Annotated in this window: 8 protein-coding genes; 3 read left to right on the top strand and 5 right to left on the bottom strand. The window is 44.5% G+C overall.

The features are described 5' to 3' along the window. Nucleotides 1-78: 78 nt before the first annotated feature. Entirely contained in the window at nt 79-2,268 is a 2,190-nt protein-coding gene (locus tag MHI37_RS11855; RefSeq protein ID WP_076338763.1) for a family 78 glycoside hydrolase catalytic domain, read from the bottom strand. Nucleotides 2,269-2,426: 158 nt separating this feature from the next. Between MHI37_RS11855 and MHI37_RS11850 the strand changes: the two genes are divergently transcribed. Further along, nucleotides 2,427-3,314: an AraC family transcriptional regulator gene (locus tag MHI37_RS11850; RefSeq protein ID WP_076338762.1), complete on the top strand. Its 888-nt coding sequence runs from the start codon at nt 2,427-2,429 to the stop codon at nt 3,312-3,314. 85 nt (nt 3,315-3,399) lie between these two features. Next, nucleotides 3,400-6,390 carry an ATP-binding protein gene (locus tag MHI37_RS11845; protein WP_256710645.1) on the top strand — a complete coding sequence of 997 codons (2,991 nt, stop codon included), beginning with the start codon at nt 3,400-3,402 and terminating at the stop codon, nt 6,388-6,390. 122 nt (nt 6,391-6,512) lie between these two features. Here the strand turns inward: MHI37_RS11845 and MHI37_RS11840 are convergent, their stop codons facing one another. The 3 genes from MHI37_RS11840 to MHI37_RS11830 form a co-directional block, all read right to left on the bottom strand. After that, the gene (locus tag MHI37_RS11840; RefSeq protein WP_076338761.1) at nt 6,513-6,809 is read right to left on the bottom strand and encodes an RNA polymerase alpha subunit C-terminal domain-containing protein; all 297 of its coding nucleotides are present in this window, start codon (nt 6,807-6,809) and stop codon (nt 6,513-6,515) included. 696 nt (nt 6,810-7,505) lie between these two features. Continuing rightward, nucleotides 7,506-7,754, bottom strand: coding sequence for a hypothetical protein (locus tag MHI37_RS11835; protein ID WP_076334765.1), 249 nt, complete (start codon nt 7,752-7,754; stop codon nt 7,506-7,508). Next, on the bottom strand, nt 7,723-8,994 hold the full coding sequence (locus MHI37_RS11830; RefSeq protein WP_076334764.1) for a transposase: 1,272 nt from the start codon (nt 8,992-8,994) through the stop codon (nt 7,723-7,725). Before MHI37_RS11830 ends, MHI37_RS11835 begins: the two co-directional genes overlap by 32 nt. 666 nt (nt 8,995-9,660) lie before the next feature. Between MHI37_RS11830 and MHI37_RS11825 the strand changes: the two genes are divergently transcribed. Then, entirely contained in the window at nt 9,661-11,019 is a 1,359-nt protein-coding gene (locus MHI37_RS11825) for a transposase (RefSeq protein ID WP_342556500.1), read from the top strand. Here MHI37_RS11825 and MHI37_RS11820 read toward each other — a convergent pair. Next, entirely contained in the window at nt 10,989-13,985 is a 2,997-nt protein-coding gene (locus tag MHI37_RS11820; protein WP_342556550.1) for an Ig-like domain-containing protein, read from the bottom strand. The genes MHI37_RS11825 and MHI37_RS11820 overlap by 31 nt on opposite strands. Nucleotides 13,986-14,265: the final 280 nt, after the last annotated feature.

The raw sequence follows: 14,265 nt of genomic DNA, 5'->3' as shown, positions 1-14,265 counted from the left end.
ATCACCCTGCCCTTCATTCTTGAATAATCCATTGTCGTACCGCTGCCTAAACATCAATCGTATGTTTAAAAGTGTTGCTTAGCTATCGTATATGACGTTAACCCCAGCAGGCGCAATAAGTTTGGCATGCCCATTCGTGTATTCAAAGCAGAACTCCCCTGCTGGCATTATGAAGTTGAGCTTGATCTCACTAAGTGAAAACGGTATTCGTGGGGAAAACCGGACTTCGGTCCAGCCCGGAGCAGCAGGCTTAATTCCAAATATATCTTCAATTAAAAGCGGTATAGGTCCACTCGCCCATGGATGGCACAAGCTAGTGTTCCATTTTAAATCCTTGGACCACGCTTCGAAACAAGTTGTAGCACCCTCTTTAACCATATTGCCCCAAGAATGTAGATCTTCTGAGACGATCAAGTCGTATAGCAGCTCATGTTCACCTGCTTCCGCAAGTGCCTTGAGCACAAAGTAAGCCATATATACTCCGCAGCTCAGCCGCTTCTCGCGAATGAGCTGAACGATCGGCTTGATCGACTCTTCCGGTGCTAACCCGAACAGAAGCGGCAATACGTTCGCATGCAAGGATGAGTGCCCTGAGCTTTCTGCATCTACAAACAGCTTTCTTTCTGAGTCATAAAATGCTTGAATAAATGCGGTTCGGAAACGCTCCAATCCTTCATCGCTGCTTTGAGCCATATTCAGCGCTTTGTCTATTTCCGACATAGCTTTCAGAGCACCATAATAAAAAGCGTTAATGACATTATGACAGCCTTGGATGCTCCCCTTTGTCAGTTTAAAATCATAGCCGTCTCGTGCGTTTTCCGGCCAATCCACCAAATTCCATTTGTCATTAACGGAATCCAGCAGACCATCCTCCCGAATATAAATTTCAAAATGCTTCATCAGCTGCTGAGCAATCGGATACATAGATTCAAGAAACGCGCGATCTCCGCTTAACTTATAATATTGCAGCAGCTGCAAAGGCCATTGCAGAGAGAAATCGGCGATTTCCTGCATAAAACTTCCAGGTGCGACAGCCATAAAACCAGGGCAGACTCGTGCCGACAGTAGCGCAAAATCATTCAGAGACTTACGATACATGCTCAAATCACCCGACACATAAGCATGGGAATGGGTAATAATCGTATTGTCTCCAAGGTACTGACCTTTCTCACGAGAGGGGCAATCCACATAGTTTTCCTGCGTGCCGTATTTCACCCCGTTTTTGCAAATGGCCCAGATCGAATTCAGCAGAGTGTTCGACGACTCAAACCTGCATGCGTCTTCGTCCAAAGGATAGTGGCGTACGATCGCTGCAAAGCAAGCTGGATAGAGCATAATATTCGAGCTGGCAATCACCTCGACATAACGAAATGCTTTGTAATCGTACAACTCTAGCTCGTCTTCTTCTCCCGATAGTGTCCAGGTCTCCGTATAAGTGCAATTGCATCTCATCTTAAAACGCACTCTGCCGCTCGGCAGCAATTCTTCGCCGCAACGAATTTCTACCGTTTGGCCTGGCAAGCCCTTCGCTCGCATTGTGAATTGGCCGGTTAGCTCACTCCCAAAATCGAGCAAAAATCCATTTTCAATGGACTCGATTTTTTGAGGCTTCACTTCGTATACGGATAGGGGCATGGTCGGCTGCAGGAAGAGAACATGATCATCTGCTAGATTTTCCCACGAGGGGAGCCAGTCCGAATCGTCATAGCCGGCTGATCTCCAGCCCTTCTCCTTCAATCGACTGTCGATATTCTCCTGAAACTGCGTATTGTAGCCAATCACTTCCGCAGGTCCATATTCCTCAGCAATCCGATAGTTCCATGTTTTATCCGTCTGTACCAATCTCGTTCCGTCCGCAACAAGCTCTGCAATTAGCCCCTGCCGATAATCACCGCTGTTATACGAACGGCTTATAAGCCCGTGGTAATAGACCTGAACCGCGATAACATTCTCTCCCTGGCGAAGATAGGAGGCTATGTCAAAACGATTATAGAAATAGTGGAAGTGGTTCCCTTGAGCAGGTCCTTGTCCGACAAAATGTCCGTTCACATACAGCTTATAATAATCGTCGGCTGTTATATCCAGATGCGCTTCCTCTATGTGATCATTTAAATCAAAAGATTTCCTTACGAGCAAATGTAGATTGAAAAGCTCCTCCTTATGCTCTGGCAAGACTGCTTGTACAGCTTCTTTATGGTAGACATCAATAGGCTTTAAACCGTAAAATCGTTGATCCATAATCCATTTCGCACACCACGCCTTGTCCACTCGGATACCATTCCTTTCACAGTCAATATAAACTGCTCCTATCGTATCCCAGATCTATCTTCAAGACTTGGTTTTTTCACCGTACTTTATAGGCAATTTGACGGCATGGTAACGCTCTTCTAAAATAGTAATATAATCGATTGAAGGGAGATTTTGAGATGGTCCAGTATTCAAAAGAGCAGTTTTTGGAGAGCTCCACATTTCCTTTCTCGGTTCTGCCGTTCCTGACATTGCCTTCTCGGCCGCTAATGCCGCATTCTCATGATTTTATTGAATTAGTATTTGTGGCAGACGGTCATGGAGAGCATTTGTATAAGGGGCATTCCTATCCCATTTCCAAAGGTGATGTCTTCGTTATCCCGCCCGGCGCCATGCACGACTATCGTGTTATTGAGAGCGCTCCCTTAGAAGTTTACAATGTCATGTTTTTACCTTCGTTGCTGATTTCGGAGTTGAAAGCTCTCTCTTCGGTTACTTCTTTTCTCAATTTCTTCTATTTAGAGCCATTTCTCCGTCAAGATGTTGATTTCGATTCGCATCTGAAGCTATCGCTGCTAGAAGGTCAAGAAGTCAAGCAAAGAATTAAACGTCTTACAACAGAATTTAATGCCAAGGCGCTCGGATATCAGATTTCTATTAAAGCTCTGTTGATCGAGCTGCTAGTCTATCTCAGCCGCAGTTACGACAAAAGATTGATCAGTCCAGCCTTCCACAGCAATGAATCCAAAGCGATTCGTCAGCTGTGCGAATTTCTTGAGCAGCATTACGCCCATCCGATTAATTTGGAGAAGGTATGCCATATGTGCGGCATGAGCCAAACGACCTTTACAGGCAAGTTTAAACAAATCGTTGGAAAAACGTTCATCGAATACCGGAACGAGGTTCGCATTCAGGCTTCTCTGAAACAGCTTCGTGAGACTGATGACAAAATCATCCACATCGCTGAGAGCGTTGGCATTAACGATTTGAGCCATTTTAATAAGCTGTTTAAGCATCACTTGAAAATGACACCAAGGCAATACCGAATCACATACCGCCGAAGCTAGCAGAACAATGGAAATTCATCAATTCATTCACTCGCACTCCCCCACAGTAAAAGGATATCACGCGACTTATGTCGAATCCCTCCATATGATGCCAATAATAAATAAAACCACAACTAAATATTTAGTCATTATTGTCTTATTTCTTAGTGTGCTCCTCGGCTTGCGTTGGACGTGGTCCCATCTATTTTATACTTTGGATATCCCTGTTCCAGGCAACGGCGTAATCGATATGCGCGGTATGGATTTAACGAAGGTACGCACCATTCAAATGCCTGATGATCGAAACTATCCTGATTCTTCTAACATGGACGAGACGTACCGCCTTCGTGTACTAATTGATCCGTTAAAGCAGCCTGTCGCTTTCTGGTTTCAGAACATTCAAGCCTCCAAAGATATCAAAATCAATGGGGTATCCTCGGGAGAAAGCTGTACTTCTCCCGGAAATGAATGCATGATGAAGAAGGTTTACAAGGTCGCATCCTACTCGGTCGAAGGGACAACGGAGTTAGAATTGCTTGTTCATTCAGCAAGCCTCAAAGAGGCTTCTAACAACGAGATTATTCGCTTTGGCTCTCACGAAGCGATTGATAAACTTCGTTGGTATTCCATTAGCTTTCAACTGGTGACTTTTACGCTATTGCTGCTGCATGGTTTGTATGCATGTATTCTGTACTTTATTAATCCTCAAGAACGCACTTTATTGATGATTTGTCTATTAACGTTGATGGTTGGCATTTTGGTTTTGAGCAGTCTTGATAATGTTTTATCAATCTGGCTGGCCCTGTCCTATATATGGATCATAAAAATCATGCTCATTTCATTCTTGTGGCAAAATCAGATGATTCTTCTGATATTCAGAAAATTCACCGAGGCTCCAAGAAATGTATGGCTGCAAGCCTTCACTATGGCCTTTATAATCTTGACCGGAATTCTGGTGGCCGCGCCTGCTGCATTTGTATATGGAATGATGAAATACATACTTGTCATTGGATTGTTTCCATATATCGGGCTTATTTTTATCGTGAGAACCATGATTTTCAAGAGGCAGACGGATAACGATGTTATCTTCCTGCAACTAACTATAGCAAGCATCCTATCCAATCTAATATGGAAAATTACAGGATCTGTTACGGTTTACTATCCCATCGATATCTTTGCTACGATGATCGGATTTTCCACCTATTGGTTCAAGAAATATTTCCAAAATGCTAAAGAAAATGCTGTACTTAACGAACAATTAAGAAAATCGGACAAGCTGAAGGATCAGTTTTTGGCCAATACTTCACATGAGCTGCGTACGCCGCTTCACGGCATTATGAATATTGCCCATACTATTGTGACCCAGGAGAAAGAGCAGCTATCTGGCAAAAACGTTAAGGATATGGAGCTGCTTATTAAGATAAGCAGCCACATGTCTCACCTGCTCGGTGACCTTCTTGATTTCTCGCGTCTCCAAGAGCAGCGTATCATGCTGAAACAAGAGCTCCTAAAGGTTCAATCGGTCATACCTGGCGTCATCGGTATGCTGGGGCATATGATTGAAGATAAACCGATTAAACTGTCTGTGAATATTCCGGAATCGATGCCGCCGGTCATGGCTGACGAGAAGAGACTTATTCAAGTTTTTTATAATTTATTATACAACGCTATTAAGTACACGGAAGAAGGAACGATTGCGGTTACTGCTGACCTCCAAAGCTCACATATGATTATCCATGTGTCTGATACAGGAATCGGTATGGACGAGGAGACGCAGTCACGGGTATTTCTTCCCTATGAGCAAGGCGCATACGGAATAAGTGATGGAAGAGGAATCGGATTAGGCTTAAGCATATGCAAGCAGCTAATAGAATTGCACGGCGGGAGTTTGAGCGTACAATCCGAGTTAAGCAAGGGGTCTACCTTTAGCTTCACACTGCCCTTAGCCGATGCTTCGCAACTTAATAAGTCGAAATGGATTCCATCCAGTTCTAGAGAAACGCTCGACGGTTTCATTGTTCAGGACCTCTCGATTGCTGCAGAAGCAAAGGCTGCTGCTTCGCTCACCACGTCATTATTCAATGAGAAAATCGGTAATATACTTGTGGTGGATGACGACTCTGTTAATCTTAAAGTGCTTGAGGGCATCCTTTCAACAGAATCGTACCGCATTACAACTTCTAGTTCTGCTCGCGAGGCGGCTGCCTTGCTGGAATCGGAGCAATGGGATCTGTTGATTGCTGATGTTATGATGCCAGGCATGTCAGGTTATGAATTAACACAGCGCATACGTGAGCGATACTCTCTTACGGAGCTACCGATTCTGCTGCTAACGGCGCGCAGTCAGCCTGCCGATATCTATACCGGTTTTTTGTCAGGCGCCAATGATTATGTAACTAAACCTGTAAACGCACTGGAGCTGAAATACCGCATTAAAGCGTTAATATCGATGAAGCACTCCTTAAATGAACGGTTACGGCTGGAGGCCGCCTATCTGCAGGCGCAAATTCACCCGCATTTTCTATTTAATACGCTGAACTCCATTATGGCACTTAGCGAAATCGATACAAAAAAAATGCGAAGCATAGGCGAGGCGTTTACCTCCTTCTTGAGGATCAGCTTTGATTTTTTAAATACAGGGCAGTTGGTAGAGCTCGCTCATGAGCTTCAGCTTACGAAAGCCTACTTGTATATTGAGCAAGAACGATTTGAGAACAGGTTGAAGGTGGTCTGGGAGCTTGAACCAGACATGTACTTACTTATTCCCCCGCTATCGATTCAGCCGCTGGTTGAAAATGCCGTAAAACACGGTATTCTTAGTCAAATAAAAGGCGGAACTGTTCATATTCGGATTATTCGCCAAGACAACGCCACATTAATTGAAGTAAAAGATGATGGAAAAGGTATGGAGCCAGAAAAGATTGTTCAATTACTGAATCCAAACCTGAATGCACAGGGAGGGATTGGGATTTCCAACACAAACCGGCGATTAATCCAATTGTATAGCCAGGGCTTGACTATCGTCAGTAATCCCAATATAGGGACTACTGTATCCTTTGTCATACCTGATCGCCCAGTCAACAAACGATTAGTCTAGGCTGAGACAAATACGCTGCAATAAAAATAAGGGGGAGAAGAGCAACGTTGCTCTTCTCCCTTGTCATTGGAACAATCATCGTTGATTTCTCGCTTCGCAAGACAATCCCCGGTTAATCAGGATCAGTTAGTTTTGAATGATAACCCATGTTCCATCAAAGCTACCCTGAGTACAGGTAACGATTTTGGCCCCATACCGTGAAATTGTAAGATCTCTTTTTCACTATATGTTGAGAGCTGTTGCAAAGAAGCTATTCCCTTATGCTCCAGAGCTTGTCTTGCAGGTGCAGCAAGAAGAGAAAGAAATCCGTTGCCAGGTTTACGTTCTTGCTCACAAGTCGGGCAGGATAGGCAATCGCTGCTTTTATAAAATTGATGTCCCTTGTCGCAAGTCTTTAAAGCTTTATTTGAAGCTGCCATTGTCATATCTCCTTTACTTCAAGCCTGTATCTGCTGCGCTTTCCCCCAGCGCAGCGCATCTTCAACCAACGGAACAATACGCATTTCTTTTTGCTGCTTTGTTCTTCATTAGGATTGGTCTGGAATAGCCAGCTAAACAAATCATTAGGTTTCCATTATAACATAGCATAAAAAGAGACATCCGCTTGGAGGCCACTGCAAAACGAATACAATATCTCTAAAATAAAGCTAAGAGTAGAACCATTGTTTTAGGTGTAACGCACACTCAAGCAAGCCCTCCAAAGCATCGCCCTTTGGACGTGCCACGAAATGGAAATAACCAAATACTGAAGTTAGAAGAACAAAATCGCCCTTACGGATGATTGGAAATCGCAGACGCGTCAGCTCACACTTCTAACGGAAACCACAGACGCTAAATCGCCTTTATTTTTCGTTTCAAGATTCTAACGGAAGCACAGGCCTCTATTTATACCCTACATGCACGATCTCGCTTCATTTCTGCGGAATAGCGTCTCCCACTTCCGTTAAAATGTGACGCTAACCCAAAATGGCAGTTTAGCGTCGCTGGCTTCCGTTAGCTTTCGTTAGCTGCTCACTGGCTGCTGCCGCAGCATCATTATCAACAGGTTCGGAGAATGCATAGTTTCCTATACAAGAACAAAATCACCTACGGTGAATTTACGTACTAGCCGACGGTTACTTCTCCGCCGGCTCTTTCTTCCTCACCAAGTCTCCGTTACACTCCGGGCATACGAACACAGGACTCTCCTCAGGTCCTAATTCATAAGAACACTCTCCTACGATGAAATCAGGCACAGGATCTAAACATCCGCAATCTACGCAAACATAATCGATAAAGACTTCTTCCTCCTCATCATCAAAGGAAAATAGTTCAACAGCTTCTTCCTTTTCGCTATCCTGTTTCTTGCCTTTCCTTTCGTTCATTAGCCCGAACCCCCCATTTCTTCTTATACGCTCGTTCACTTTCCTCATCATAATAATAAATTCGCCCATAGTCTGCATGCCAAATAACCACAAGCAACATGGTTTGTTTGCAGCAGGGACAGGCGATCGGATCCCGTTCATAAGTCTCCAACATCCGCTGACGGTACGTCTTTCTTCTCTTTTCCTTCGGCGGGAACGTCATTTCAATCTGTTTATGGACCATGTACCGCCATAAGTTAATGATCTTTTGCGACTCCTTATTCTTACTTCTGCTGTACAGGCCATACCTGCCTACCATTCGAAAATGCTTCGGCGGGATATGCTGCACCAGGGCATAAATGAATTTCATGACAGGGGCTACGACATCGATCCTCTTTCCTGTCTGATGATCTTCGTACCAGTAATGTACCGTATGGTAGTCATACTTTATAATGCGATACTCTGCGATTGCCGGACGAGCCAGATAACGTCCAATATACTTGGCCGCTCCACGGGCATCCTTCATTCGTTGTTCTGCGTTGACATAAAATCCATGCTTGTACCGACTGTACAGTTGGTTTACCAACGTTTTTACCTTCGCATCGCCAGGATGCCACTTCAACATTAAATCCATAAGTAGCTTCTGCCATGACTTTCTCAAGTAGGTAAAAGAAATATACTCCACACTCTTCCACTGCTTATGGCAATCTAACGCACCTTCCGTAACCAGGGCATGAATATGCGGATTAAACTTTAGATCCCTTCCAAACGTATGAATGACCGTAATGACGCCCACGTCATACTGTTTGCTCTTATTTTTACGCCGATAGTAATATTGGATGACCTTCGCCACTTCTTTACTAAGCTCGTTCAAACGACTCCGATCCTCAAAGAAGTATTTCCTCAACTCTTTTGGTACCGTAAACACGGTATGACGATGGGGGACATTCAGGATTCGCTCCTGTTGCTTTTCTGCCCAGTCATCGGTGTATTTCTTTCCGCATCCATGACAAAACCGACTCTTACAAGTAAAACAGATAATGACCGGTTCCGGTTTTCCCTCCGTACAACCCATACATTCATATCTCGCGTAACCCATATCCTTCGTGCCGCATCGCGTTGCCTTGTTTACGGCTTCCGGTATCGCTTTCTGCAGTTCTTCCGGGAATAGATTCGCATGAAGTTCCCAAAACCCATGAAAATGATCCTTCAAGATCTGTTTCACGATCCCTCGTTTCTTCCATGTTTCTCGCTTCTCCATAACGATCCCCCCCTATTTATTTTTTCGACTCGATTATCCACATTTTTTAGCATCGCATAATTTCCTAAACAAGAACAAAATCACCCTTACGGATGATTGGAAATCGCAGACGCGTCAGTTCAAACTTCTAACGGAAACCACAGACGCTAAATCGCCTTTATTTTTCGTTTTGAGATTCTAACGGAAGCACAAGCCTCTATTTGTACCCTACATGCACGATCTCGCTTCATTTCTGCGGAATAGCGTCTCCCACTTCCGTTAAAATGTGACGCTAACCCAAAATGCAACTTTAGCGTCTCTGGCTTCCGTTAGCTTTCGTTAGCTGCTCATTGCTGCTGCCGAAGCATCATTATCAACAGATTCGGAGAATGCATAGTTTCCTATACAAGAACAAAAGCAGCCAGTCCTCGGATGAGGAGCAAGCTGCTTTTTTAATCTGCATGTTACAGTTCCATTTTCAAGCTCGGTCCCACCCAAAAGCAGGTCGCATTAATTATTTAATAGATACTAACTCAACTTTCGCAGAGTCAAAACCGAGTTGACTCCAATCCGGTGTTAAGGTAAAGCTGGTTTAAGTAACGATCTTGCCCATATAGAAAAACACCGCTTCATTTGGTAAAGTGAGATTGTCGAGATCCACTAAACCAAAGAAGAGGTGTCCCTTCCATGATAAAGCAAAAGTCGTCCCTAGATCAACTCCCACCTGAAATGAGGCCTGCTTTTCAGGAACTCGGTGTACTGAAGCACCTGAGAAATGCAGGATTCAAAAAGACTTTTGGCTATACCTGTTCCCATCTATTTATGCTCGTTTTTGTCCTTCTCTTTCATCAGAAGAACTGGTTTCGTCTGCTCGAAAGTTCCAAAAGTGAAGCCTTTCCTGGCAAAGATGCCGTCTACCGGTTTCTTAATCACAGCGGATTTGCTTGGCGGCGTTTCTTGACTTCTCTCAGCAGTGACACCGTTCAGCGAGTCGAAACCTTGACCTCCGTCACACGAACTTCCGTGTTTATTGTCGACGATTCCATGTTTGAACGAAATCGCAGCAAAGCGGTAGAACTTCTCGCTCGGTTCAAGGATCACGCCACCGGTGCTTATTATAAGGGGTTCCGTATGCTGACTTTAGGCTGGTCGGACGGCCATACATTTCTCCCTCTGGACTTCGCCCTGCTCAGTTCTGTGAAGGCTGGACTGACCGGTATTCATCCGGGAATCGATAAGCGATCCACTGGCTACAAACGCCGGAAAGAAGCTCTGCTTTCGGCCCCGCATCTGGTTTCTGAACTGCTGGATCGGGCCATCGCCTCGGGTGTTTCTGCGTCTTACGTACTCATGGACAGTTGGTTCACTCATGCGCCCTTAATCGAGCGAGTGGTGGAACGAGGTCTTCATGTCATTGGCATGGTGAAAAACGACAACAAGCGATATCTCGTTCAGGGCAAGCGGGTCGATCTCAAAGGTCTTTACCGATCTGCAACGCAAGTCCAAGGGAAGCAACGGAATATTTTGCGTCAGATTCATACGGAACTGGTTCCCGGTATTCCAGTCGTCGTGATCTTTGTTCGCCATCGCTCCAAGAAAAACGAGTGGCTCGCGATTCTATCGACGGATCTCACACTGACGGCACCGGAAATCATTCAAATCTACGCTCTTCGCTGGGACATCGAGGTCTTTTTCAAATGCGCTAAATCCTTGCTGCGCCTGCAAAAAGAGTTCCAAGGTCGCTCCTACGATCTGCTCATTAGCCATACTACGATTGTCTTTTCCCGTTATATTCTGCTGGCTTGGCAGCATCGGCAAAGTACCGATCAACGGACGCTCGGTGGACTGTTTTATTTGCTATGCGATGAAGTCGGTTCTTTGGACTGGGCAGTGGCTTTACAGCAACTGGTGGAATTGATGAACGAAATCGCTAATCAAGTCGGCAAAAAGCTATCCACTATGATAAAAAGTCAACTACAGCTCTGGATCTCCGCTTTGCCCAATTACATCAAGGCTTACTTGCCAATTTCAGGCTGCGAAAGTTGAGATACTAATAGCATATTAATTTCCGGATTCGTTTGAAGAGCACGTAAAACAATAGTTAAAGCTTCTGCACGAGTAGAGGGTTTATTGGGCGCAAATTGCCCATTGCCTTGTCCACTAATTATGCCAATTGTTGCAGCTTTCTCAATTTGTTCCTTGTTCCACGCACCATCAATATCTGAGAAATCAGGTTTTGCAGCGACCTCTACATGGTTAAGGTTAACAATTTTGGAGATGATGGATATAATTTCAGCACGGCTGATTTCTTTGTTTGGCTTAAATGTATCATCTTCATAACCTGAAATAATTCCAATTTCAGTCAGAGCATTAATTGAAGCTTCAGCCCAATGTCCTGACGTATCCGTTAATCCTTTTCCAATACCCGTGCCAGAAATATCAAATACATTTGCAATAATTGTGGCAAACTCAGCACGGGTAATACTTGCATTAGGATGGAAGGTACCATCTTCATATCCGTTAACAACGCCCAATTTAACAAAGAGGTTAACCGTTGCATTGGCCCAATGGGAGGCCGTGTCTTTGAATTGAACCTTTGTAGGATCAGCTTTTGCTTCTTCTACTTTCTTAGTAAGACTGGATAAAACATTTTCAGCTTTGACGACTGCCTCATCAAACGTCACTTCTGGTTTTGCTGTAGGTTCTGGTGCAGGTGTGGGTTTTGGTTCAGGCTTACTTTCGTTGCCACCACTGCTCCCGCCGTTAGTAAGCGCTGTGATGGTTATCACTTTTGTTCCTACAACACCTGTTCCATCTGTAGCTGTAGCTTTAACCGTTACCGTTCCTGCTGATGCTGGCGTCAATAAACCGCTTGCGTTGATCGTAGCCGACCCTGTTCCATTTTCTACGGACCACGCAACTGCTTTCTGACTTGCATCTACAGGAGCTGCTTCAGCCGTCATTTGAAGCGACGACCCTGTTGCTACCGTGGAAGCTTCGCCTGCTGCTGTTACTGTGATTGCATTCACTGGCACTGTGATGGTTATCACTTTTGTTCCTACAACACCAGTTCCATCTGTAGCTGTAGCTTTAACCGTTACCGTTCCTGCTGATACTGGCGTCAGTAGGCCGCTTGCGTTGATCGTAGCTGAACCTGTTCCATTTTCTACGGACCATGTTACTGACTTCTCACTTGCATCTGCCGGAGCTGCTTCAGCCGTCATTTGAAGCGACGACCCTGTTGCTACCGTGGAAGCTTCGCCTGCTGCTGTTACTGTGATTGCATTGACTGGTACTGTGATGGTTATCACTTTTGTTCCTACAACACCAGTTCCATCTGTAGCTGTAGCTTTAATCGTCACCGTTCCAGCGGATGCTGGCGTCAATAAACCGCTTGCGTTGATCGTAGCCGACCCTGTTCCATTTTCTACGGACCATGTTACTGACTTCTGACTTGCATCTGCCGGAGCTGCTTCAGCCGTCATTTGAAGCGACGACCCTGTTGCTACCGTGGAAGCTTCGCCTGCTGCTGTTACTGTGATTGCATTTACTGGCACTGTGATGGTTATCGTTTTTGTTCCTACAACATCTGTTCCATCTGTAGCTGTAGCTTTAACCGTTACCGTTCCTGCTAATACTGGCGTCAATAAACCGCTTGCGTTGATCGTAGCTGAACCTGTTCCATTTTCTACGGACCATGTTACTGACTTCTGACTTGCATCTGCCGGAGCTGCTTCAGCCGTCATTTGAAGCGACGACCCTCTTGCTACCGTAGAAGCTTCGCCGGCTGCTGTTACTGTGATTGCATTGACTGGTACTGTGATGGTTATCACCTTTGTTCCTACAACATCTGTTCCATCTGTAGCTGTAGCTTTAACCGTTACCGTTCCTGCTGATGCTGGCGTCAATAAACCGCTTGCGTTGATCGTAGCTGAACCTGTTCCATTTTCTACGGACCATGTTACTGTCTTCTGACTTGCATCTACAGGAGCTGCTTCGGCCGCCATTTGAAGCGACGACCCTGTTGCTACCGTGGAAGCTTCGCCTGCTGCTGTTACTGTGATTGCATTGACTGGTACTGTGATCGTTATCACTTTTGTTCCTTCAACACCTGTTCCATCTGTAGCTGTAGCTTTAACCGTTACCGTTCCTGCTGATACTGGCGTCAGTAGGCCGCTGGCGTTGATGCTAGCCGATCCCGTACCATTTTCTACGGACCATGTTACTGTCTTCTGTTTTGCATCTACTGGTAGTATTCCAGCACTCATTTCTAAAGTGTCGCCTACTTTTAAAGAAGAAACATCTCCGGCGCTACTTACTTCGATGCTTTCAACAACCTTAAAGAAGTTCTTCGAAATTAATTTTGGACCTGAGTACAAAGAAATAGGCTTTTCCATGATATGATTAATGTCTGTTTTAATAAGAAAAGTGACCAATCCACCAACCGTATACGAGGAGAAGCCCTCCTCCACTTCTCCATTAGAGCTAACTGGGTCTGTGTCCCAAAAGATTAAACTTGAATCCGTAGAATGAGCGAATATCTCTGTGCGATCATCCACTAGCTCACCATAGCTATCATAAACTGCAAATGTCAAATCTACAAAGTCTCCAGATTCTTTAATAACCTTTTCTGGTTCTTTTGCTAATACGACATGATCTGCTGCAGAGTCAGGCCTATGTTCTAAAATTCCGCTTACGAATACAATAGCAGGCAAATTAAAATCAAACGAATACGAATAATTTGGAACCCAGCTTACATTACCATCATACACGTAACCGCCTACAATTTTTTTAGAATCGTAAGTTGAGACAGTTACTGAGGTTTTCCCAATATCGTCTTGTTGATCGGTTACAGTTCTATCTGAATATCTTACAAAAACATGCTGCGAACCACTAAGTACATCATCTTCGAAGCGAAACTCCACCTGATTCCGTTGTTGAACACAACCACTTAAAAGGATCAAAACCAAAGCCGAAGCCAAAATTGAACTGTATGCTGAAAAGCGTTTCATGGTACTTCCTCACTCCTAGTTGGTTATAAATATTTTATCAATTGTGAATCTACCTAATTATTGTTCTTCATAGAGTGCCTCCTCATTGTTTCCAAATAGTTGAGCATGCTTCTAACGCATATAAGGACAAGTATATCCGATCCCAATGACAGATAAATGACAAGATTCGGCAAAATATTTGTTTGATATTGAAACTGAATATGGCTGAGGTCCCTTGCATCTACATGCCAAATAGACCCATGGTAGACGCCATATCATACCCGTGTCTAAGTTTAAGTAG

Source organism: Paenibacillus sp. FSL H8-0548, from assembly GCF_038630985.1.
GTDB lineage: Bacteria > Bacillota > Bacilli > Paenibacillales > Paenibacillaceae > Pristimantibacillus.
This window is presented reverse-complemented; position numbering and strand designations above follow the sequence as displayed.

Excerpts from the sequence above, each read along its gene's own strand:
- MHI37_RS11850 (WP_076338762.1), top strand. The coding sequence starts at position 2,427 with ATGGTCCAGTATTCAAAAGAGCAGTTTTTGGAGAGCTCCACATTTCCT.
- MHI37_RS11825 (WP_342556500.1), top strand. The coding sequence starts at position 9,661 with ATGATAAAGCAAAAGTCGTCCCTAGATCAACTCCCACCTGAAATGAGG.
- MHI37_RS11845 (WP_256710645.1), top strand. The coding sequence starts at position 3,400 with ATGATGCCAATAATAAATAAAACCACAACTAAATATTTAGTCATTATT.
- MHI37_RS11840 (WP_076338761.1), bottom strand. The coding sequence starts at position 6,809 with ATGGCAGCTTCAAATAAAGCTTTAAAGACTTGCGACAAGGGACATCAA.
- MHI37_RS11820 (WP_342556550.1), bottom strand. The coding sequence starts at position 13,985 with ATGAAACGCTTTTCAGCATACAGTTCAATTTTGGCTTCGGCTTTGGTT.
- MHI37_RS11830 (WP_076334764.1), bottom strand. The coding sequence starts at position 8,994 with ATGGAGAAGCGAGAAACATGGAAGAAACGAGGGATCGTGAAACAGATC.
- MHI37_RS11835 (WP_076334765.1), bottom strand. The coding sequence starts at position 7,754 with ATGAACGAAAGGAAAGGCAAGAAACAGGATAGCGAAAAGGAAGAAGCT.